22 protein-coding genes are annotated in these 21,597 nt (G+C 67.5%); 9 read left to right on the forward strand and 13 right to left on the reverse strand.

Annotated features, from left to right (window positions below; genetic code table 11):
* Window positions 1–61: 61 nt before the first annotated feature.
* Window positions 62–910 carry an MBL fold metallo-hydrolase gene (locus tag NJ1_RS20670; RefSeq protein ID WP_084478566.1) on the reverse strand — a complete coding sequence of 283 codons (849 nt, stop codon included), beginning with the start codon at window positions 908–910 and terminating at the stop codon, window positions 62–64.
* Between the two features lie 71 nt (window positions 911–981).
* On the opposite strand from NJ1_RS20670, the gene NJ1_RS20675 reads away from it, so the two are divergent.
* The 4 genes from NJ1_RS20675 to NJ1_RS20685 all read left to right on the forward strand — a co-directional run bounded on the left by NJ1_RS20675 (window position 982) and on the right by NJ1_RS20685 (window position 3,627).
* The gene (locus NJ1_RS20675) at window positions 982–1,935 is read left to right on the forward strand and encodes a GlxA family transcriptional regulator (protein WP_067696931.1); all 954 of its coding nucleotides are present in this window, start codon (window positions 982–984) and stop codon (window positions 1,933–1,935) included.
* A gap of 110 nt (window positions 1,936–2,045) precedes the next feature.
* Entirely contained in the window at window positions 2,046–2,561 is a 516-nt protein-coding gene (locus tag NJ1_RS20680) for a gamma carbonic anhydrase family protein (RefSeq protein ID WP_067696933.1), read from the forward strand.
* A gap of 142 nt (window positions 2,562–2,703) precedes the next feature.
* Window positions 2,704–2,877 carry a hypothetical protein gene (locus NJ1_RS39755; RefSeq protein WP_169813174.1) on the forward strand — a complete coding sequence of 58 codons (174 nt, stop codon included), beginning with the start codon at window positions 2,704–2,706 and terminating at the stop codon, window positions 2,875–2,877.
* A gap of 117 nt (window positions 2,878–2,994) precedes the next feature.
* Window positions 2,995–3,627 carry a TetR/AcrR family transcriptional regulator gene (locus NJ1_RS20685; RefSeq protein ID WP_067696935.1) on the forward strand — a complete coding sequence of 211 codons (633 nt, stop codon included), beginning with the start codon at window positions 2,995–2,997 and terminating at the stop codon, window positions 3,625–3,627.
* 55 nt (window positions 3,628–3,682) lie between these two features.
* Here the strand turns inward: NJ1_RS20685 and NJ1_RS20690 are convergent, their stop codons facing one another.
* The 4 genes from NJ1_RS20690 to NJ1_RS20705 all read right to left on the reverse strand — a co-directional run bounded on the left by NJ1_RS20690 (window position 3,683) and on the right by NJ1_RS20705 (window position 7,562).
* A complete protein-coding gene (locus NJ1_RS20690) occupies window positions 3,683–5,020 on the reverse strand; it encodes an acyltransferase family protein (protein ID WP_067696937.1) in 1,338 nt (445 codons plus the stop codon).
* The gene (locus NJ1_RS20695; protein ID WP_067696939.1) at window positions 5,017–5,889 is read right to left on the reverse strand and encodes an SGNH/GDSL hydrolase family protein; all 873 of its coding nucleotides are present in this window, start codon (window positions 5,887–5,889) and stop codon (window positions 5,017–5,019) included. The genes NJ1_RS20690 and NJ1_RS20695 overlap by 4 nt, the downstream gene beginning before the upstream one ends.
* Window positions 5,890–5,947: 58 nt before the next feature.
* Window positions 5,948–6,328, reverse strand: a complete 381-nt coding sequence (locus tag NJ1_RS40065; protein ID WP_067696941.1) for a hypothetical protein — start codon at window positions 6,326–6,328, stop codon at window positions 5,948–5,950.
* A 538-nt stretch (window positions 6,329–6,866) separates the two neighbouring features.
* Window positions 6,867–7,562, reverse strand: a complete 696-nt coding sequence (locus NJ1_RS20705; protein ID WP_084478567.1) for a GntR family transcriptional regulator — start codon at window positions 7,560–7,562, stop codon at window positions 6,867–6,869.
* Window positions 7,563–7,869: 307 nt separating this feature from the next.
* On the opposite strand from NJ1_RS20705, the gene NJ1_RS20710 reads away from it, so the two are divergent.
* Window positions 7,870–8,829 carry a hypothetical protein gene (locus tag NJ1_RS20710; RefSeq protein WP_157574114.1) on the forward strand — a complete coding sequence of 320 codons (960 nt, stop codon included), beginning with the start codon at window positions 7,870–7,872 and terminating at the stop codon, window positions 8,827–8,829.
* A 134-nt stretch (window positions 8,830–8,963) separates the two neighbouring features.
* On the opposite strand, the gene NJ1_RS20715 is transcribed toward NJ1_RS20710, so the two are convergent.
* The 3 genes from NJ1_RS20715 to NJ1_RS20725 form a co-directional block, all read right to left on the reverse strand.
* Window positions 8,964–9,593, reverse strand: coding sequence for a hypothetical protein (locus NJ1_RS20715; RefSeq protein WP_067696945.1), 630 nt, complete (start codon window positions 9,591–9,593; stop codon window positions 8,964–8,966).
* A 107-nt stretch (window positions 9,594–9,700) separates the two neighbouring features.
* The gene (locus NJ1_RS20720) at window positions 9,701–10,891 is read right to left on the reverse strand and encodes a cytochrome P450 family protein (RefSeq protein WP_067696947.1); all 1,191 of its coding nucleotides are present in this window, start codon (window positions 10,889–10,891) and stop codon (window positions 9,701–9,703) included.
* 103 nt (window positions 10,892–10,994) lie between these two features.
* Complete coding sequence (locus NJ1_RS20725) at window positions 10,995–11,927, reverse strand: hypothetical protein (RefSeq protein ID WP_157574115.1); 933 nt, start codon at window positions 11,925–11,927, stop codon at window positions 10,995–10,997.
* Between the two features lie 329 nt (window positions 11,928–12,256).
* On the opposite strand from NJ1_RS20725, the gene NJ1_RS20730 reads away from it, so the two are divergent.
* Window positions 12,257–12,988 carry a DUF7873 family protein gene (locus tag NJ1_RS20730; protein WP_067696951.1) on the forward strand — a complete coding sequence of 244 codons (732 nt, stop codon included), beginning with the start codon at window positions 12,257–12,259 and terminating at the stop codon, window positions 12,986–12,988.
* Between the two features lie 398 nt (window positions 12,989–13,386).
* On the opposite strand, the gene NJ1_RS20735 is transcribed toward NJ1_RS20730, so the two are convergent.
* The 3 genes from NJ1_RS20735 to NJ1_RS20745 all read right to left on the reverse strand — a co-directional run bounded on the left by NJ1_RS20735 (window position 13,387) and on the right by NJ1_RS20745 (window position 16,524).
* A complete protein-coding gene (locus tag NJ1_RS20735) occupies window positions 13,387–14,283 on the reverse strand; it encodes an SGNH/GDSL hydrolase family protein (RefSeq protein ID WP_245717502.1) in 897 nt (298 codons plus the stop codon).
* Window positions 14,284–14,549: 266 nt separating this feature from the next.
* Complete coding sequence (locus NJ1_RS20740) at window positions 14,550–15,629, reverse strand: NAD(P)H-dependent amine dehydrogenase family protein (protein WP_067697159.1); 1,080 nt, start codon at window positions 15,627–15,629, stop codon at window positions 14,550–14,552.
* Window positions 15,630–15,696: 67 nt separating this feature from the next.
* Window positions 15,697–16,524: an SDR family oxidoreductase gene (locus tag NJ1_RS20745; protein ID WP_245717494.1), complete on the reverse strand. Its 828-nt coding sequence runs from the start codon at window positions 16,522–16,524 to the stop codon at window positions 15,697–15,699.
* 97 nt (window positions 16,525–16,621) lie between these two features.
* Between NJ1_RS20745 and NJ1_RS20750 the strand changes: the two genes are divergently transcribed.
* Window positions 16,622–17,215: a TetR/AcrR family transcriptional regulator gene (locus NJ1_RS20750; RefSeq protein ID WP_067696955.1), complete on the forward strand. Its 594-nt coding sequence runs from the start codon at window positions 16,622–16,624 to the stop codon at window positions 17,213–17,215.
* Between the two features lie 18 nt (window positions 17,216–17,233).
* On the opposite strand, the gene NJ1_RS20755 is transcribed toward NJ1_RS20750, so the two are convergent.
* On the reverse strand, window positions 17,234–18,103 hold the full coding sequence (locus NJ1_RS20755; RefSeq protein ID WP_245717495.1) for a lysophospholipid acyltransferase family protein: 870 nt from the start codon (window positions 18,101–18,103) through the stop codon (window positions 17,234–17,236).
* A 145-nt stretch (window positions 18,104–18,248) separates the two neighbouring features.
* On the opposite strand from NJ1_RS20755, the gene NJ1_RS20760 reads away from it, so the two are divergent.
* Window positions 18,249–19,871, forward strand: coding sequence for a DUF8224 domain-containing phage-derived protein (locus NJ1_RS20760; protein ID WP_084478570.1), 1,623 nt, complete (start codon window positions 18,249–18,251; stop codon window positions 19,869–19,871).
* Window positions 19,872–20,069: 198 nt separating this feature from the next.
* The gene (locus tag NJ1_RS20765) at window positions 20,070–20,597 is read left to right on the forward strand and encodes a hypothetical protein (RefSeq protein ID WP_067696957.1); all 528 of its coding nucleotides are present in this window, start codon (window positions 20,070–20,072) and stop codon (window positions 20,595–20,597) included.
* A gap of 66 nt (window positions 20,598–20,663) precedes the next feature.
* Here the strand turns inward: NJ1_RS20765 and NJ1_RS20770 are convergent, their stop codons facing one another.
* Window positions 20,664–21,482 (reverse strand): DUF4253 domain-containing protein, encoded by an 819-nt coding sequence (locus NJ1_RS20770; protein WP_169813175.1) that lies wholly within the window; start codon window positions 21,480–21,482, stop codon window positions 20,664–20,666.
* Window positions 21,483–21,597 lie beyond the last annotated feature (115 nt).

Raw genomic sequence — 21,597 nt, forward strand, 5'->3', positions numbered from 1 at the left:
CACCCACCCCGCACGACCCCTGAACGCCACGGCATCGATTCACCCACCGCGACGTCGCGAGTCAGATACGGGCGGCGGGCGACAACGCGACGCCCGGGGTCGGGACGACCAGCTGATCCGCGCGCCCGGCGTAGCCGAAGTTGCGGGTCAGGTAGTCGAGGGTTTCGGAGAAGTGCGCCCAGCCCTCGCCGTGCACCGGCACGATCGTCGCGTTCCCCAGGGCCGCTGCGGCTTTGACCGCGCTGCGGCCGTTGAGGGTCAGGTCGCTGTCGCCGAAACGGTCGACGTTCGCCGCGCCCACGAACAGGATGGCGACGTCGATGTCGAAGCGAGCGGCGATCTCGGTGACGAGATCGACCGAGGCGTTGTCGCCGGAGACGTAGACGGTCGGCAGCCCCGCGCCCTGCAGCACGAACCCGGTGACCACACCCGAGAGCGCCTCGGCGCCCTCCGGCCCGTGCAGTGCGGGCACACCGGTGACGGTGACCTCGCCGATCCGCACCTCCTCCCAATTGGCCAGGCCCTGAACGCCTTCCATGCGCGCGGCGGCGTCCGGAGTGGACAGCACCCGCTCGACACCGGCCAGGAACTCACGCCCCGAGCGATCGAGGTTGTCGGGGTGCTGATCGTGCGAGAGCAGCACCGCGTCCACGGTCCCGATCTCCGCGGCGGAGACCGCGGGGCCGGTCAGCTTGTGCAGGGTGATGGGCCCGGCGGGGTAGTCACCCGGCTCGTCGAACGTGGGATCGGTGAGCCACGTGAGGTTTCCGTAGCGCAGGCGCACGGTGGGCCCGCCGATGTGCAGGATCTCGAAGGGGGCCGCGCCCTCGGACCGCGAAGCGGTGGACTGCGAATCCGCCGACTGCGAAGGGGTGGACTGCGAGCCGGTGGCGGCGATCGTGTTCGTCATGGGATCGAGTTTCGTCCCGCCCGGCTCCGCGCAACAGTGGCCCGAAGGCCGCCCAGCGCTAAGATCGGGCCATGCATTCCGTGGCCGTGCTCGCGTTCGATCAGATCAGCCCCTTCCACCTGTCCGTGCCGGGCCTGGTGTTCGGAATGCACGGCGTCCAGGGCCAGGCCGAGTCGCCGTACCGGGTGCGAGTGTGTGCGGAGAACCCCGGAACGGTCTCCACCCCAGCCGGATTCGACATCACCGTGCCGCACGGACTGGAGGTGGTGGCCGAGGCCGACACCGTCGTCGTCCCGAGCTGGCGGCGCGATCTGCCGCTTCCCGATCGCACCCGCGACGCGTTGCGCGAGGCCCACGCGGGCGGAGCGCGCATCGTCGGACTCTGCCTGGGCGCGTGGGCGATCGCCGCCACCGGCCTGGCCGACGGCCGCGAGATCACCACGCACTGGTCCGCGGCCGAGGCGCTGGCCCGCGCCTACCCCGCCGTCCGGGTCCGCGCCGACACCCTGTGGTCCGACCACGGCGATCTCATCACCTCCGCGGGCGTGGCCGCCGCCCTGGACTGCTGCCTGCATCTGGTCCGCGCCGACCACGGCAGTCGCGTCGCGACCACCCTCGCGCGCGCCCTGGTGCTGGCCCCGCACCGCAGCGGCTCCCAGGCGCAGTACATCCCGGTGGCCGTGCCCGATGCCATCGACGACGACCCGATCGAGCACGCGATGCTCTGGGCCCGAACCCATCTCGACGAGCCCGTGGATCTGGACACCTGGGCCCACACCGCCCTCATGTCCCGCCGCACCTTCACCCGCCGCTTCCGCGACCGCACCGGCTCGAGCCCGCAGCAATGGCTGCTGCACCAGCGCGTGGATCAGGCCCGGCTGCTCCTGGAATCCACCGACGACACCGTCGAGCGCATCGCCGCCGAAACCGGCCTCGGCACCGCGGTCAACCTGCGCCACCATTTCCACCGCCTGCTCGGCACCTCCCCCGCCGCCCACCGCACCCAATTCCGCCGGGCCTCATAGGCGTCCGAGTCCACGAGTGGCCGCTGTTCGCGTGGATCCCGCGGTGCGACACAAAGGCCGCGAGCCGGGGCGAATGCGAAACGGACCGACCGCGCGCTAGGTTCTCGACTATGAGGATTCAGCTGGGCGAGCATGCGCCGCAGGTCGAGGACAGCGCGTGGATCGCGCCCAATGCCACGGTGATCGGGCGCGTGCGCCTCGGGTCCGAGGTGAGCATCTGGTACTCGGCCGTCGTGCGCGGAGACCTGGAGGACATCACCATCGGCGAGCGCTCCAATATTCAGGACGGCGCGGTGCTTCATGCCGACCCGGGGTTCCCCCTGACCGTGGGCGCGGGGGTGTCGGTGGGGCACAACGCGATTCTGCACGGCTGCACGATCGGGGACGATGTGCTGGTCGGCATGGGCGCGACGGTGCTCAACGGCGCGGTGATCGGCGCGGGCAGCCTGATCGCCGCGAATGCGCTGATTCCCGAGGGCGCGCAGATCCCGCCGGGGTCGCTGGTGGCGGGCGTGCCGGGCAAGGTCCGGCGTGAACTGGGCGACGCCGAGCTGGATCGGATTCGGCTCAATGCCGCCGTCTACCTGCACAACACGTCGCTGCACCGCTCCGGTCAAGAGTTGTGACTGAAGGGGGTGTGTGAAAAACCACACACTGAACAAGCGACCATATAAGCCGCTGTTAGCATCGTGCCCAAGCGTTCCCGGCGGCCCGGGCTGTGCCGCCGCAAGCCGGGTGCGCGCATGGGGCTAGCAGGAGGTTTCTACGGTGGCGTACGAGCACGACGGTATGCACCGGCGGCGGATCAGCGTGGCCGATATCGCCGAACAGCCGGGGGGCATCGAGGCGCTACAGCGCCGGGTTCACGAGTTGCGTTCCAATGGAATCGATTTCGCGGCGAACGCGATAGAGCACGAGATGGCGGCGCTGAACGTCCGCTGATCGGGTCGCCACGGCTGCCCACCGGACGGTCGGCACCCGGTCGCGCGCGCTGCGGTGAGATAATGGCGCGGCCATCGCCGCAATGTCGCGGATGCCAACCGATCGACTGGAGACTCGATGCCGTCCGTGCCCTCTATCCTGCAACGCATCCTGGAGAAGCCGCGGTCGGAGGGTGAACAGCTGCTCGAGAGCGCGCTCTCGGCGTTCCTGGACTTCGGCATCAAGCGAACCAGCATGGGGGAGATCGCCCGTCGCGCCGGCATCAGTCCCGCGACGCTGTACCGGCGCTTCGAATCCAAGAACGATCTGGTCGAAGCCGTCAGTGTGCGCGAGGCACAGCAGTTCATCGCCGAGATCGACGAGCGGGTCCGGCAGGTGGCCGGCAATGGCGACGCCGGCGAGGAACAGATGGTGGAGATCTTCGTCGCCTTCATCACCAATCTGGCGAACAATCAACTGCTGCAACGACTCCTGCGCACCGAACCGGACGTGATCCTGCCCCGGCTCACCACCGAGGCCGGGCCGATCCTCGCGGTCGGCCGCACCTACCTCGCCGAAAAGCTCCGCTCGCTACAGGAATCGGTGTCGGTACCGAGCTTCGACGCCGATCTGGTCGCGGAAGTCCTTGCGCGCCTGGGCCAGTCACTGGTGCTGACGCCGGACGGGTTGATCCCGCTGGCAGACGAGCAGGCGGCGCGCGAATTCGCGCGCCGCACCATGCTTCCCATGATCGGACTGCACCCGGCCTGAACCAGGCGCGGCCGCAAGGCTCCACCGGCGGCCAGGCCTTGTCACCGCCCCGCGGCTAGGCCTTGCTCGCGACCTTCGCGCCGTCCACCTCGACCTTCGACCTCGGTCGAGCGAAACGCCGCATGATCGGCAGATCGACCCACTGGTACAGCACCGCCGCGATCGCCGTCGCCACCACCAGGCTCAGCAGCGCGAACCCGGCCCAGCCCAGGATCCCGAACTGCCTGCCGCCGATGAGATGCCGGGTGATCAGCACCATCACCGGGAACTGGATCAGGTAGAAGGCGAAGGAGATGTTCCCCAGCCACACCATGCGCGGATGCGAGTTGAGCCCGCTGATCCCGGCCAGATCGCGCGCCGCCAGGGTGGCCACGACCGCGGTCATGGGCACCAGCAGCAACACCGACATCTTGTAGTTCACCGGCACCACCCAGGTGGCGGCGTAGGCGGCCACCAGGGCCAGCAGCGGCAGCGTCATCCGGGTGTTGCGCCAGCGGCCCTCGAGCACCATGCGCGCGGCCAGCACGCCCAGGAAGAACTCGGGCAGTCGCGAGCCGGGGAAGGTGTAGCTGAGCCAATACGACGGCGACACAGGGATGTTCGGCTGGACGAACCAGGCCGGTGACGCGTGCAGCTCGTAGTACGGCGAGTCGTTGCCCGGAACCAGTCGCGGTGCGAAGGCGTTCGCGATGCCCTTGGGCCCGTCGACCCACAGGAAGTACGAGGTGTGCAGCGCGATGATGGCGAGCATCAGCAGACCCGCCGCCAGCAGCAGCCGACGGGTGGGAATCTTCATGATCAGCGGGAGCACCAGCGGAAAGCTCAGGTAGAACAGCATTTCCGCGGCCAGCGACCAGGCGGGCACGTTCAGCCCGCCGATGGTGGTCCACTTGGGCACCCAGGTGTGCACCAGCAGCAGGTTCGGCACCCACACGATCAGCCGCGAGAGCGGAACGCTGGCAACGACTATGAACGCGGCCGCGGCCAGCAGATGCGTCGGATAGATCTTCAGCACCCGGCGCCGGTAGAACCCGCGCACCGACATTCCCGGCCGGAACGACCAGTAGATGATGAACCCGGACAGCACGAAGAAGAACGTGACGCCCGCGGCGCCGAGCTGCATCGGCACCCACTGGTGAATGTGCCGGAACAGCTCGGACTTCTGGAACGGATACACCGGCAGGAACACCAGCGCGTGCAACACGAACACCGCGAAGGCCGCCCACCAGCGCGCGCCGGTCAGCGACGGCAGCGCGGGACGCCGGTCGGCGAGCGCCGAAGCCGGAGATACCGGCGCCGCCGCACGCTCGGGCGCGCGTTCCGGCGCGACGGTGGCCGCCGCGCCGGGAATCGATTCGTCTCTGGCGGAGGATATCTCGGCAGAACGTGTCATTTTCCGTACCTGTCATAGATCGCTTTCGCGACGACGGCATCGCCCTGAGCGGACGGGTGAAAGAACAGACCGTCGACGTCCGTGCGCGGATCGGCCACACCGTTCAGCCACGGTTCCGTCGAGCAGAGTCCGTGCCCGGTGGTCAGCGCGCGAGCGTCGAGGAAGTCCAGTTTCAGGATCTGGGCGGCCTCGCGCTGCGCCTGGTTCATCCGATCGAAGTACTCGACGACCGCGCGCCCGCGCGGCTGGATGTACGGCGCGACGCCGAAGAAGTTGAGGCACAGGGTGTCCTGCCCCGACGGGAACAGTTCCGGATACCCGACCAGCACGATGCGCGCGTTGGATGCGTAGTACCGGATGTAGGTGACCACATTGCGGATGCGATCGGCGTAGATCGATCCCTTGACGCCGTTGTAGTCGGTCATACGACCCTGATCCACCGCATCGGGACCGCAGCCCTCGACGAGGTTGAACACACACTTCTGCAGCGAATTCCACAGTGTCTGTTTGGATTCGCCCCAGTGGTCGTTCAGACCCATCTGAATCGTCACCAGTTTGGTGCGCGGTCCGAACGCTCCGGCCTTGTCGGCCTTGGAGGTCTCCATGCCCAGCGTGTAGCCGGGCCCGCTGTCGATCGACGCACCCGGGCACGACGGGTCCTCGACCCGATCGGTCCCGTGCACCCCCATCAGCGCGCTCAGTTGCGCCGGCCACGCCGAGGCGCCGTGGTGCAGGCAGGTGTTGTCCGCCTCCATGAAATCCCACGCGTTGGCAGCGAACGAATCACCGAGCACCACCAGATCTTTCCCCTCGGGAGCACTGTCGGCTCCCGCTCCCCCGGCCCCGGTCACCGCCGCGGTGACCGCCATAGCGGCAGCACACAGCCACCGACCACTGTTGCCGAACACTTCGAATTACCCGGCTTTCTCAGTACCCTGCGCGGGGTTCGAACCCGGGAGCGTCGAGGGTCGGCGGGGCGGCGGGCTTCTCCTGCTGGGTCTGCGGCGCCGGCTTGGGTGCGGCGGGCTGGGTGACGACCGGCTCCGGAGCGGCCGGCTGCGGTGCTGCCGGTTCGACCGCGGCGGGCGCGGGTGCGGGGGCCTCGGTGGTGGGAGCGGGCGCGGGTGCGGCCGTGGTGCTCGCCGGAGCAGGTGGTGCGACGACCGCGCTGGTGCTGCTGGTGGCACCGCCCGATCCGTCGTCAGCCTTGTCGCTGCCGCAGGCCGCCACGCCGCCGACCAGCAGAACGCCGCCGATCAGAGCCGTCGCCGCACGTGCTGCGAATACACCGGATGTGGAGAACTTCATCAAAACCTCGAATCATGAACTGAAGTGTCCTCTGTTCACTTCAGCCCGGAGTGTACAAAGCCACCCCACAGCACACCGCGGATTCGAGAAAACCACACGACCCGATTTCCCGGGTCGGCTCGTCAAACACGGAGGCTATCAATAAACAACTCGTCGGGAGGTGCGTTTCCGCCGGAATTGCGGAAAACCCACGGACGCGGAAAGCCCCCTGTTCCGTCGGGGAACAGGGGGCGGATGCGGCCATATGCGGTTGGCCGCACCGGCTCACTGCGGCGTGGGAAGATTCCCCGCCGTCATGGCGGCACTGCCGGCCGCACCCGATACGACCGCGCTACCTGTCAAGAGGCCGCCGAGCAGCAGAGCAAGAAGCATCACACACACCTTTCGATCCGAACGAGACAGTTCGAAAAGTACCGATGCCCAACGGCATTCGACCAGGTCCAGCGGCATTCTCTGTGCCTACTCCATGCCGATACCCAGTAGGTTCACAGCCACCCGCACGCGCGCGGCGTGCCGGCGGCGACCAAACGGGCCTGCCTCACGCGATCGGGTCGCCGTGCCGCAGCGCCTCGACGATCGCGAGCGTCGGCGCGCGTCCGGCTTCGGTGTGACTGAGCATCGTGTATTCGGCCAGTCGCTCGTCGCCCGAGGCGATCGCGGCGATCAGATGCCGGTGCTCGTCGAGTTGTTCGGCCGAATCGCGCGCGGTGGTGAGAAAGAAGAGCCACGCCATCCGCGTGAGAATGGCGCGCATGAGCTGGGTGAGCAGCGAATTTCCGGCCAACTCGACGATCGTCCCGTGCAGCCGCGCATTCGCCTCCGCGATCCGCAACGGCTCCCCGGACTCGTTGGCCGCCAGCGATTCCGCGAGCGCCGCGTGCAACGGCGCGCTGTCGGCGCCCTGACGGATCCGGGCGGCGGCCAGCCGGGCCGCCACCGGCTCCAGCCCGATCCGCACATCGAACAGCTCGACCACGGCCGTGCGGTCCCAGCGGTGCACCACCGCGCTGCGCCGCGGTCGCGCACTCACCATTCCGTCGAATTCCAGGCGCGCCAGCGCTTCTCGCACGGGTAGTCGTGAGGTGCCCAGAATCTCGGCCAGCCGCGCCTCGGGCAGCTTCTCCCCCTCGCGGTACTCACCGGTGATGATGCTCCGCCGCAACTCCTCGTAGATCCGCCCGGTCTGGGAGGTGTCGTCGACGATTTCCGGAGCGGGACTCGGATTTCTGGGCACCGAGCCAGTCTAGGAATACGAAGCCTGCACAAGGAACCCTCGATCTGACAATCGACACCGTCGATCGCCGGATCGGCCGGATTCCGCACCGCACCCCGTCCCGTGATAACACCGGCGCTCTCACCATCGATTTTGTTGCGAATCCAGGACGCGCCGGGTGCGGCGATATCCGATACTGTCCCGGACCGCTCACGCGAATCCACGGGTGAGTAGCGCACAGGCTTTGGCCGGGGGACTCGCCACTGTCGCGCGCTGAGATTCACGAATCTTCTGGGAGGACAGCGTGCACACGATCATGAATTCTTCGGTGAGTCCGAAACGCCGGGTGCGCATGGCATTCGGCGCGGCAGCGCTCGTGGCGGTGGCCGTGCTCGGCACCGCGTGCAACGGGGACAAGGGAAATCCCGTCGCCGCGACCACCTCGGCCGGGCAGCCGGACGGGGCACAGCAGCAGAACGGCGGTGGACAGCAGAAGGACAAGCAGAAGCAGTCGACCGTCCGCACCATCGGCAAGACCGGCTGGTACGAGGGCTTCGAGATCACCGTCGACAAGGCGACCGTGGTGCCGGACGAGTTCGGCGGCGGCAAGCTGACCGTCGACATCACCTACAAGAACACCCGGCTCGACAACGCCACCATGAGCAACAACACCTATCTGCAGGTGGGTGGGCAGGTCGACGGCGGCGCGAGTTTCGACAGCCCGGAGGTGCCCGGAAAGGGCTCGGCCACCGGCAAGGTCACCACCCCCATCCGCGCGCTCGAGGATGCCAACCACTGGCTCGACACCGTGACCGTCCTCTACGGCCAGAGTTCGGACAACCAGACCAAGATCCCGCTCAGCGCGAGCGGCAAGGTCGAGAGCGTGCAGCCGCGATCGGTGAACGTCACCGGCACCCTGACGCAGGATCAGACCACCATCGAGATCACCGGCGCGACACTGACTCCCAGCTACACCAAGAACGAGCTGGGCAAGATGGAACTCGCGCTGCACGTCAAGATCATCGGCGGGTCCGGGATCAGCGACGGCGGGTCGAACATCTACTACGACTGGTTCAGCATCAAGACGCCCGCCGGGCAGCTGGTGACCGCCGACACTCGCGGCCCGATCAACGAGCTGCTCAACCGCAACGAGACCATCGACAACCCGAAGAACGAGGCGATCTTCGTGGTGCCGTCGCCGGGCACCGGGCAGTACGTGCTGACGTACAACGCGCTCAAGGACGCGGGCGCGGCGAGTGCGCCGACGCTGAACTTCACGGTCAGCTGAGCCGAACCGGCAGCCGAGTTCGCGTCGGCGTCCCGGTCACACCACCGACAAGGCAGGCCCCCAGCGGATTTCCGCCGGGGGCCTGCTGTGTCACTCGACCCGGTCGGGCACGGGCCACGGTCGTACGACGCGGGTCAGTTGTAGACCGCGCCGAACGACGGCACCGAGATGGTGCCCAGCTGATACTGGTACCCATCGGGATTGGCATCGCTGACCGGTACCGACCAGCGGTGCCACAGATTGCCGTAGACGGCGGCCACGATCATGCCGCTGCCGGTGTCCAGCGCTCGCGTGCGGATCGTGGTGTCGACCGGCACATCCTCGTGCACATTGAGAATCTCGGTGCCGCTGCGGCCGTTGGAGACATTGATCCACAGCACCTCGAGCTTGGCTCCGCCCTGATTCGGGGAGATCGTGCCGGGTCCGCCGAAGAATCCGAGGCGGAAACCGTCCAGCCCGAGCGCGATTCCGGATCCGTAGACTCCGGCCGCGCGCCCGTCCCGCCCGATGTCGGACTGCGCCGGAATCTGGAAGGGCTGCGCGGGCAGAGCGACCTGGTCTGTCCGCTGCCCGGATGAGATCAGTTGGTCCACAGCCTTTTCCGCGGCCGGATTACCGGCGGCGGCCACCCGCAGCTGCGAGGTGGCCTCGGCCCAGTCCAGGGCCGTGGGATCGGCCGCCGAATATCCGGTGGCGGCGACGGTGATCGCCGCGGTGGCGGCGCATGCGATGGTGAGGCGACGCGCAAAACTCAGTCGATGCATAACCAGCTCCTGGGGGTTCTCTGGCACAGCTTGCTGAAGAGTCGTTCGCAAGATACTTCAGTCCGAAAATACCAACCGGCATCGCTGATGCCGGGGCTGCCCCGGCCTCAGCCGTGCGGCCGCACCGGTAGGCCGGTCAGACCACGAATCACGACATTCGGATGCCAGCGCAACTCCGACTCGTCCACGGCGAGTCGGAGTTCGGGGAATCGGCGCAGCAGCGCGGTGAACGCCACCCGCGCTTCCAGCCGCGCCAGGGGTGCGCCCACACAGAAGTGGATTCCGTGCCCGAAACCCAGATGACCACCGTGATCAGCGGCTGGATCCAGCAGATCCGCGTCGCGGTAGTGCCGCGGATCGCGATTCGCCGCCGCCAGAGCGACATAGACGATCTCGTCCGCCGCGATGACGGTGTCGCCCACCGTGATCGGCGCGTTCGTGAAGCGCGGGGTGGACAGGTCGACCGGCCCGTCGAACCGCAGGAACTCCTCCACCGCGGCGGGCACCAGGGTCGGATCCGCGCGCAGCCGGTCCCACCAGCCCCGGTCTCGCATGAGCGCGAGGACCCCGTTGCCGATCAGATTGACAGTGGTCTCGTGGCCCGCGACCAGCAACAGCAGGGCCATGCCCACCAGTTCCGGCTCGCTCAACCGGGCGTCGTCGTCGGTGACCAGCACCGAGAGCAGATCGTCGCCCGGGTTCTCGCGCTTGTCCTGCAGCATCTTTCGCAGGAAGCGCACCATCTCGTCGTAGGCCCGGGCCGGGTCGGCATCCGGATCCAGCGTTCCCACCAGGGCTTTGGTCCACTCCCGGAAGGTGTCCTGGTCGTCGATCTCGACGTCGAGCAGATGGCAGATCACCGAGACCGGCAGCGGAACGGCGAAGGCCCGCAGCAGATCCACGTCCTCGCGCTGCGCCATCGCGGTCAGCAGTTCGTCGGCGGTTCGCTCGATCACCGGCTCCAGCGCGGCCACCCGCCGGGCCGAGAACGCCTTGGACACCGCCTTGCGCAGACGGGTGTGCGCGGGCGGATCTGCATTGAGCATGTGCCGCAGCGCCGCCGAGGTGCGCGGATCGGCCGCGTCACCGCGTTTGCGCGCGAGCATCGCGTCGAAGAGATCGATGTCCTTGACCAGCCGCGGATCCGCCAGCGCCGCACGACCTTCCTCGAAGCCCAGGATGATCCACCGCGTCAGACCGTCACCGAAATCCACCCGGCGCACGGGACCCTCCGCACGCCAACGCCGGTAGTACTCCTGGGGATCGGCGAAGAACGCACCGTCGAGTCGCTCGGTCACGAGTCGACGCTACGGACGCCCGCCGACACCGCGCAAGTGCCGCCGGCGGGCGAGGCCGCGCACCGAATCACCGGCAACCACCGGATCGATCCGGCGCACCGAATCAATTGACCGCACCGGTGATCGAGCGTGCCCGGTTGATCATCGCATTGACCGGACCGAACACGTCCATGTTCATCGGCGGCATCGAGTCGATGGCATGACGCAGCGAGTTGCCGGTCTCGTCGGGCTCGGCGTAGGCGGCCTCGGATACGCTCGAAACGAACTGCGCCACACTGGCCTTGACCGCCGCCACCGTGGAGGGCGTCGCGGCCGGAACTGGGGCGTGGCTCGGTTTCTTGGCCTTCGCCGGAGCGGGCGCCGGTGCGGCTGCTTCGGCCCCGTCGCTCAGCGCGCCGCCGACCACGGCCCACAGTGTTCCACCGCCCACGACGCAGCCCATCACCGCGCCCGCGACCACACCGCCCTGCACGCTCAGCGCCACCGCGGGAATCGCGGACACCAGGCCGCCGACCATACCGCCGGTAACCAGGCCCGAGACCGAACCCACCAGCGTCAGTACGCGTTCCGCGACGCGGCCGCCGCTCGTCACCACGGGCTCCCCGGCCACAGACTCTCCGCCCGCAGACTCTCCGCCCGCATGCTCCGAGCTCACCGGGACCGCCGCGACGGTCTTCGAACGCGCGGAATTCGCGGGTGCGGCGTCGGCCCGGGAGCTCGCCGGTCCCGCGCTCTCGGCGACGCTCGCGACCACGGCGGCGGGAGTCGTCACGAGATCGATTGCCGCGGAGGCCGCAACCGTCTGCTCGGACACCGCCGCTGTCCGAAGCACCGCATCCGCGCGCGGGAACTCACCGTGAACGACGGTGAGCTTCCATTTCGCTACGCCCCGGCAGAAAAGGCCCCGTTCCCGCGCCCACAGGTGCAGCCCGCCGCGCCGCCGCACCGTCGCCGAACTGACCCGAAGCGTGCGCAGGTCGTACGGCACCACCACCCGGGTCGACATGGCGTCGGGCGCGGAGACCTCACGGCTCATCAGGATCGGCAACCCCTGTGACGTGGTGAAACCGTACTTCCCAGCCTCTTCGAATCCCCCGACAGCAGATTCCTGAAAGCCTCGACTCCCCATGTCGAAACCCCCTCTCCGCGAAGCGAATACGGCCCATCGACAGGGCCGCGAGATCAGCCTGAACCACTCCGCCCTCCAGTGTGAACGAATTGCCCTAATTTCTCCCGTTCACAGCGCATTCGTTTCCTCTGGAACCCCATACGGCACATCGGCACACACCCGCCCCAGACCCCGGCAACCGTCCGGCAGGCGAAATCCACTTCTCGAGCGGGGATGATCACCGCTACTGTGCGCCCATGACGCGTTTGAATCAGATTGTCGCCGTAGAGAAAGGGATCAAGTCCCGAACCTTCTCCGAGCTCACCGAAGCCCACCACAAGCTGGGCAAGAGCCCGCTGCTGAGCGGCATCTCACGCACCTACCGCCCGAAGGACGAGGAGGGCGAGCAGCTGCCGCCCGAATCGACTCGCGTGCAGGTGAAGTCGGACGAGGTGCTCGCGGCCACGGCGGAGATTCTGACCAAACTGTTCGACGTGGTGGCCACCAAGGACTGGGCCAACTGCACGGCCACCGCCGACGTGGTGGTCGACGGCCGCACCCTGGTGCAGGACGCGCCCGTCACGTATCTGCTGTTCCTGGAGAAGCAGCTGATCGACCTGCACACCTTCGTGCGCAAGCTGCCGGTGCTGGACTCCTCGGAGACCTGGGAGTACGACTCCTCCGCGGACTGCTACGCCACCGAGCCGGTGCAGACCGTGCGCACCAAGAAGATTCCGCGCAACCACGTGAAAGCCGAAGCGACGGAGAAGCATCCGGCGCAGGTCGAGGTGTATCACGAGGATGTGGTGGTCGGTTACTGGCGCACCATCAAGTTCTCGGGCGCGCTGCCGGCCAAGCGGGTCAACGAGCTGACCGATCGCGTCGAGAAGCTCCAGCACGCGGTCAAATTCGCGCGTGAGGAGGCGAACAACGCCGAGATCACCCAGCGCAAGTTCGGCGCGGACGTCTTCGGATATTTGTTTGGCTGACCGCGCGGCACCGGCTAGGGTCGGTGCTGCGCAAGAGCGCAAGCTGAATCAGAAGTTCGATGTGACAGGCACTTGCGGTACAGCGGAGGTTCGAATCCTCCTCCCGCCACACACGGCGGGGTAGCCCAGCGGAAGAGGCGCCGCGGCCCTCAAACTCACGTTATCGCTCCAGTTTCAGCATTTTCCGCCGAACGCCGAATCGAAGGAACGGATCGACCACGCGAAGGTTGCGGGTTCAACTCCCGCCGGCTCAGCCACCAATGGGCCGTAGCTCAATCGCAGAGCATCGCGTCATTGAAACTCAGTTCGTTCTTAAACGTGTCGGCGCGTCGCAAATGGGCGGACACCGAGGCCCCGGGGCAGGCTAGCCCCCGGGGCTTCCCCATTTCCGGGGTGATTCAGCGGACCTGCGCGTAGAGGCCGTTCGCGAGCGCGGTGTCACCGGGCTCGGCGGGGTGGAAGGGAATCGCGTTGGGCTGCTTGGGATCCTGGTAGCTGTTGATCCAGGGCTGATCCGAGCACAGTCCGTGCCCCGCGGTCGCGGCGCGGGTATCGAAGAATCCGATCCCGAGCAGCTGCGCGGCCTCCCGCTGCGCCGTATCGAGGCGATCGACCATCTCCATCGCGCCCTGGCCGCGGGGCTGCACGAAATTCGTGACGCCGAACGCGCCGAAGCACACCGAGTTCTGACCGCCCTTGAACACCTCGGGGTAGCCCACGAGCACGATGCGCGCGGCGGGCGCGTAGTACTTCACGTACTCGACAACGCTGCGAATGCGATCGGCATAGGCCGCTCCGGTCACACTGCGCGGATCGGGCATCCGGCCCTGCCCGGCGGCGTCGGTGCCGCAGCCCTGCACCAGATTCAGCACGCACTGCTGCAGCGCGAACCAGGCGGTGGCCTCGGCGGTGCCCCATTTGTCGTTGATTCCGAACTGCAGCGCGACGACCTTGGTACGCGGCCCGAAGGCTCCCGCCTTGTCGGCCTGCTTCGTCTCCCAGCTCGCCGTGTAATTCGGCGGCGTGTCCAGCGATGCGCCGGGGCAGGACATATCCAGATAGTTATCGGTGCCCGCCACGCCCATCAGGCGACTGAGTTTCGTCGGCCACGAGGTGTCCCCGTGCCGGCATTCGGAGGTTTGGGACTGCACGATCCAAGCATTGGCGCTGAACGAATCCCCCAGTACGACAAGGTCTTTACCCTGCGGTGCGTCGGCAGACCCACTACCGACCGCCGAGACCGACGCGGCGATGGCAACCGCGGCCGTACATATCCAGCGCGCGCCGATTCTCATACTCACTGCGCGACGCCTCTCACTGCCCGGCCCGCGGCCGAAGCCACCGGCCGGAATCTGAAACACAAATTCTTCACTGGGGCGTGAGTGTAAACATCATCCTGGTTGCTCCGAAAGGATTCGGGGCACTTTCCCGGCCCCCCAATTCCTGTCCCCCCGAGACTGTGGGCACCCACAATCGACGGCGAACAGGCGTCCCACTCGCGTGGGACGAGTGGAACGCCTGCCGTCCACGCTCGGCACACGCGCTTACCGAGCGAAGCCGCTCACCGTATGGTGCCGAGCCCCGGCACCAGCGGAAGATCGAGCGCGGTGACCCACCCCGGCGGCAGATCGTTCACCGCGGGCACCGCGTTGAGCGCGCGCATGCCGGTGGCCAGACAGCCCGCGACCGCGGGCGTGCGGCCCGAGCCGTCGGTGAACCGGAAGGACGTCTCCTGCGAGATCGACGGCGAGCCGACGATGTCCACGCGATAGACGTCGTCGCGGGTGCCCGCGGGCCACTCGGGCGCGGCATCGAGGCCGATCCGGTTGACGTGTTCGAGCGTGATCACCTCGCGGTCGCGGTACACGCCGTTGATGGTGAAGCGGATCGCGGCCACGGTGCCCGCCTCGACGATCCCCTTGGCCGACACCCGATCCTCCGGTGTCACCCACTTCTCCCAGGTGGTGGTGATCCGGTCCAGTTCGATCCCCGCCGCCGCGGCGAGCATCGGAACGGTCCCGCCCCACGCCATGATCAGCACGTCGGGGTACTCGAGCATGGCCTGGAACTCCGGGGGATGCCCGATACCCATCTCGAATTCGTAGTCACCCTCGTAGTCGGTGTAGTCCAGCAGTTCCGAGGCGCGCACCGATTCGACCTCGCCGCACAGGCCCATCAGGGTCATCGGGAACAGGTCGTTGGCGAAGCCCGGATCGATGCCGGTGGTGAAGCAGGACGCCTTGCCCGCCTCGCACGCCTCGGTGATGGGATCGCGCCATACGTCCGGGGTCTGGGCCATGTCCGGCCACACCCACGGCGTCATCGCCGTGGAGCACACGTCGATCCCGGCTCGCAGGAACGAGCCGATCACCCGCATGTTCTCCTCGGCGAACTGCGCGGTCGGGCCGTAGTGCACCACCGCGTCGGGCCGCAACGCGATCAGGTCCTCGACCGAATCCGTTGCCAGCACCCCGGTTTCGCCCGCACCGCACAGCTCACCCGCGTCGCGACCGACCTTGTCGGGATTGCTCACCCCGACCCCGACCAGCTCGAATCGCGGGTGGCGCAGGATCTCGGCCAGGACCATCGATCCCACGACGCCGGTGCCCCACAGGACGATTCGCTTCTTCTCGTTCGACATCTTCTCGTTCGACATCTTTTCGTTCGACACTGCTACTCCTGAATTCCTGACGGTGCCGCGAGCCGGATCAGCTGTGGTACTCGCCGCAGTCGACGGTCAGCGTCTGACCGGTGACCGCGGAGGCGAGATCGCTGGCCAGGAACAGCGTGGCGCGCGCGACCTCCTCCGGATCCGCGAGACGCTTGAGATCGGTGGGTTCGGCCTTCTGCCGGTAGATGTCGTCGTGAGTGAGGTTCGCCTGCGACGCGAGCCAGTCGAAGTACGCCTTGTTCAGGTCCTCGTAGATATAGGACGGCGCGACGCTGTTGACCCGGATACCGCGCGGGCCGAACTCGGTGGCCAGCGACGAAGCCAGATGCGCCAGTGTGCCTTTGGAGAGTTTGTAGCCCGAGTACACCGGCTCGGAATCGTATTGCACGCAGGAATTGAGCATGATGATCGAGCCGCGCGATTCGGCCAGCGCGTCGGCGAACAATGTCGAAAGGCGCAGCGGCGCGAACACATTCGTCTCGTTCACACTGCGCAGCGCCGCCAATCCGATCTGGCTGATCGGGTCCATCGGCGGAATGGCGAAGGCGTTGTTGATCAGGCAGTCGACCCGGCCGAACTCGGCCAGGGCGGCCTCGACCAACGCGGCCCGCTGCTCCTCGTCGGTGATATCGGTCGGCACGATCAGCGCCTTGCGCCCGTGCGAGCGCACCAGCTCGGCCATCTGCTCCAGACGCGACTCGGTGCGGCTGACAAGTACCAGGTCGGCGCCCATGCGGGCGGCCTCCTCGGCGAGCGAACGCCCCAGGCCGGGGCCGACTCCCGAGAGCACGATGACTTTGTCCTGCAGCAGCGGCACCGGGCGATACGCCTCGGCGGGTGCGGACACATGCGCGGCAGCTGACACGGTTCCTCCTCGAACCCTCAAGCAGTTACAGAGTGTAACGACTTAGGTGTGACAGACTGTATCGACGTCTGCTCGTGATCACAAGGGATGGAGTTCCGTGACCGCACGTCATCGTCTCGGCCCGCATCGAGATCCCGCGGTGGATGAGGCGGTGCTCGAGGCGGCCCGGGCCCTGCTGGTCGAACGCGGCTACGCCGCCGCATCGATCGACGCGATCGCGAACCGCGCCGGGGTGAGCCGCCCGGCCATCTACCGCCGCTGGCCGTCCAAGGCCCACCTGATCGCGAAGGCCGTGTTCCCCAAACCCGGCACCGCCGAGCCGGCGCCCGACCTGATCTCGGAAATCCGCAAGGTCATCCGGGGCACCATCCAGCTCTTCGGCGCCCCCGCCGCCCGCGAAGCCATGCCCGGTCTGATGGCGGACATGCGCGCCGATTCCAGTCTCTACCAAAAGCTTTCGGCCCGCCTGGACACCCCCACCCGGCACGAGCTCGACGACTACCTGCAGGCCGAAACCCTCCCCGGCCATCCCACCCTCGACCCCAACACCCTCTTGGACGCCATCGCCGGAGCCGCTCTCTTCGCCATGTGCATCCGCAACATCGACGACCTCGACACCTTCGCCGAGTCTCTGGAGAATCTCCTGCTCTACGGCTTGGCAGGTCCCCCGCCCGACCCGGAATCCACCTGATCGCCGCCGCGGCGACGGTCAGCCGATCACCGGAAAACGGCGCTCGTCCGCGAGTTCGCTGAGCCGGTCCTGCATGCGGCCGGTCACCAGTTCGTATGCCGCGTCGAGATCGTCGGGCTCATGCCCGCCGGCCTCGAGCTCCGCGCGCAGATCGATCGGAGCGCGAAACTCCACGACGATCTTCGCGGGAAGGGGAATATGCCCGAACGCGTCGCTGATATTGATCCCCCACGGCAGCGCCAGCGAAATCGGAAACACCTTGACCCGCATCAACCGATCCAATCGGAGCGCACGGGCGATGCGATCGCCTCGCGTGAAGATGTACAGCGTTTCCTGCCCGCCGATGGTGACCACGGGAACGATCGGCACATTCTCCGCGAGAGCCAGCCGAAGGAATCCCTTGCGCCCCGCGAAATCGATCTGATCGGACTCGGACGTCGGCCGCATGACCTCCCAGTCCCCACCCGGATAGACCAGCACGGCGGCCCCGCTGCGCAAGGCGTCCCGGGCATTGTCCGGCGCCGCGGCCAGCGTCCCGTACTTCCGCGCGACCTGACCGACGCCGGGCAGCGACACCACCAGGTCATGTGCCAGTTGATAGAACGACCGATCCGCGCCGAAGTGCCGGAAGAACGCCAACGCGGTCACCGGCACCTCCGGCGCGGTGATCCCGCCGGTGTGATTGCCCACCAGCAGAACCGGCCCCTGTGCGGGGACCCGCTCGATGCCCCGTACCTCGGCACGGAAATACACCCGAACCAGCCGCCATCCCAATTCGACTGTCCGAGTGATGAATTGCGGATCCCGCTCGGAAAGGTCGGCGTCGGGCACCAGACGGCGCACCCATTCGGCCACGGTATCCACCGGCGACGACACTTCCCACTGCACGATCCAAGCTTGCCCGCGCCCGAACGGTTGAAACACCGCGCTGGTCATCGACGCTGCGGGCGGGCGAAAATGCAGTGGGAGAGCGACGCGCTCGAAAGCTAGTCTTCGATACCAGCGACCGAGACGACAGATCGAAAAACCCACCATGACAACACATGCCGCCGCATACACCCGGCCGCCGACGAATGACCCGTACGAGGATTTTCTGGCCGGCGTGCGGCAGACGTTCCAGTCGAATGCCCGCGAGGGCGTCGAACTGTTCACCGTGCACAGCGACGATCTGTACCAGGTGTTCCTCGACGCGCTCACCCCGGAAATCGCGGCGGAGAATTCCTGCGGAACCTGCCGCGCGTTCGTGCGGCGCCACGGCGGACTGGTCACCATCGACTCGAACGGAAAGTCGAAATCCGCGTTGTGGTCGGCGAAAGGCGTTCCCGCGCCGTACGCGACGGCGGTCGCCGCGCTCGCCGCCGAAGTCGAACGCCGAGCGATCACCTCGCTGTTCCGCTCGACCGCGACGAATTGGGGACATGCCGAGCGCGGCGGCTGGACGCATCTGGCGCTCACCCCGCCCGCGCACCTGGTGCACACCGAATCAGCCCTGACGACGGTGCGGCGGTATGTCGCGGCGAAGAATCACGACCACGAAACGCTCGCGCGCGCGGTCGAGGAATTCCCGGAAGCGGTCGTGAAAAGGACTGTGGCCCTGCTGCGCACCGAGAAGCTGTACCGCTCCGACGCCATTCTCGGAGTCGCGACCTGGCTGGCGGCGCTGCACGAGAGGCTCGACTCGGCGCCCCGTCGTGGTGAACCGGCTCAGCGCCGCCGCGAGAACCTGATCCGGCTCGCGGCCGCCACCGCGCCCGCGGGATATTGTCACGTCAAGAGCGGAATGATCGGCACCCTGCTGAGCGACCTGACCGACGGCCTCCCCTTCGCCACCGTCGAGCGCCGATTCGCGGAGAAGATGCATCCGCTGCAGTACCGTCGGCCCACCGCCGCGCCCACCGCGACGATGATCGCGCGCGCCGAACGCGTCATCGCCGAACTGCGCGCGGCCGGGTCCCTCGAACGACGCTTCGCGAGACTCGCTGACGTGCAGCCGATCTGGTCGACGACCGCGAAACAGGAGCGCTCCGGCGGCGTCTTCGGACATTTGACGCCCGCCGAGAAACACCGCGGAGCAACCGATCTCGACGTCCCTCCGGTGACGATCACCTGGGAGAAGTTCTCCCGCACCGTACTTCCAGCCGCGACGCACATCGCGTTCCGGGTTCCGCACGCGAACACCAGCTACGGCGCCATGGTGACCGCGGCGAATCCCGATGCTCCGCCGATCGTGCAGTGGGACAACCAGACCCGCCGCAACCCCGTGACCTGGTACGTGTACGTGAACGGCTCCGCACCGGGCAAGTGGGGCCTGCGCCCGGACGAGTATCGAACGGTGACCGCCGTGGTCCCGCACCCCGCGACCTGGCACGTGGCGAACGATCGCACCGGTCGCGAACAATCGGTGCTCTTCGCGCTCGCGGGCGCGACCGACACGACGTACTCCTCGGGCGCGGGCTTCTTCCCGGAGTTCCTGTCCAGTGAGCTGCACGAGATACGAAAAACCCTGGAGGAGTACGCCAAATCCGCGGTCGTCGCGGACCGTGACCGGGCCGAGGTCTGCGGGCTGCTGATCTCCAAGGGCGACGCGAGTGGCCACACCTTCCGCGTCACCTCCGACGGGGTCCGCACGCTGTACACCATCGACCGGTGGGACTGAGAAATTGTCGCGTGTGGCACAAAAGTGACGTGCCACGGTTTGCGGCGCGCTCTCGGGGTATCGCTATCCACGTGCCCGGCACGGCGACGTCCGTGCGGCACGGGCGATCGCGATGAAGCGGCGACGGGATGATCCCGTCGCCGCTTCGTCATTTCGAGACCAGGTAACGGATTTCGTCACCGAAAGGACCCACGAGCGATGACCGACACCATGACCGAATCCCCCACCGTCCGACTACAGATCGCCCACCCCGACCCGCACTCCCGGCCGGAACCGGCCACCCGCACACCCTCCCCCGAGTCTCTGGTGTGGCAGAACGCCAAAACCGTTCTGGTGACCCGGGTCGCCGGGGACCGGCATCTGATCACCGTGCCACGCCTGGTGATCCCGATCGGCGAGGCCGGGATCGCCTTCCGGGTCTCCTCGAACTCCGCCGAAGCCGAGCAGCTCGAGCAGGACAGCCGAGTGCTGGTCCAGCCCGCCGATTGGCGGGGCAACCCGATCCTCGGCACCCATCAGCGCCAGGGGCGAACCCAGATCGTCACCGCCGGAACGCTGCTCGCGCATGTGCAGTCCGAGACCGAGAGCAAATACCGCTGGCGGTTGTCGCTGGCGCGTCTCGGGCATCGGCTGGCGCACCGCGGAACTCCCTACGGCGACATCATCGCGCTGGTCACGGTGTTCGAGCCCAGCCCGATTCCGCTGCCCGCGCCGACCACCGCCTAGTCCGGAAGTCCCGCACGGCTCGAACTCGCTCCGCCCGCGCCGAAGTCGGCGGGATGAACGAGTCGGTCAGTCCCACCAGAATCGCCACAGCGGTGCGGCCGCCAGCGGTTTGAGCTCGTCGAGGGTTCCCGCGCCCTGGTGAACCTGGTCCGAGCAGTACAGGAACCGTTCCAGCGCGACCGACAACGCCGCATCGTCGTCCACGGGCGGGTTCGCGACCCGCAGTGTGAGGGTGTCCAGACTCAACGCGACCAACTCCGCACCCCAGTGCCCCGCCCAACGACGCAGCAGCGCAGCGTGATCCATGCCGTTCAGATCGTGATTGCACGCGCCCCACCAGTTCAGCAGGTACGGCACCAGCCAGGGATGTGCCGCGGGCACCAGGATGAGCTGATCGCTGTCGTCGTCGATCACATTCCACGCGTCGTCCCAGCCGAATCCCTCGTGATCACGGTCCTCGTCGGTGAGGTCGCGGGTGCTCCTGGGGACCGAGGCGACCTCGCCGGGGTCGGCGGCCACTGCTCGCTCGAGCCAGGCCGCGCCCTCGGATTCGATCGGCGCGGCGGTGTTCTCTCGCTCGCCCTCCGGCTCGAATTCCTCGAGGCCCTCCAGGGCGCGCGGCGCGATGAGCAACGGCCACAGGCCGGTACGCGCATACACCGCCCGAACGCGCTGCCACAGATCGGTGGCCGGGTAGCCCGTCTCCACCTGCGCCATCCAGACCGGATGCCCGTCGAGGGTCGCGGCGACTCGCGTCAGCGGCGGAAGTTCGATGCCGAGCGTCGCGTACAGCTCGGTCGGATCCAGATCTCCGGCCACCACCTCGACCGCCGGAGCCGGATCGGCGTCCGGTCGAAATGGTTTTACACCAAGTGAATTCAGCACGGCGTCATACAACCACTGATGGACGACAACAGATTCCGCGACTGCACCGCGCGAACGCGATCGGCCATCCCGCGAAACCGGGATGGCCGACCGTGCCGAAAGCTCTCGCGTCGAG

The organism is Nocardia jejuensis NBRC 103114 (assembly GCF_001613145.1).
GTDB lineage: Bacteria > Actinomycetota > Actinomycetes > Mycobacteriales > Mycobacteriaceae > Nocardia > Nocardia jejuensis.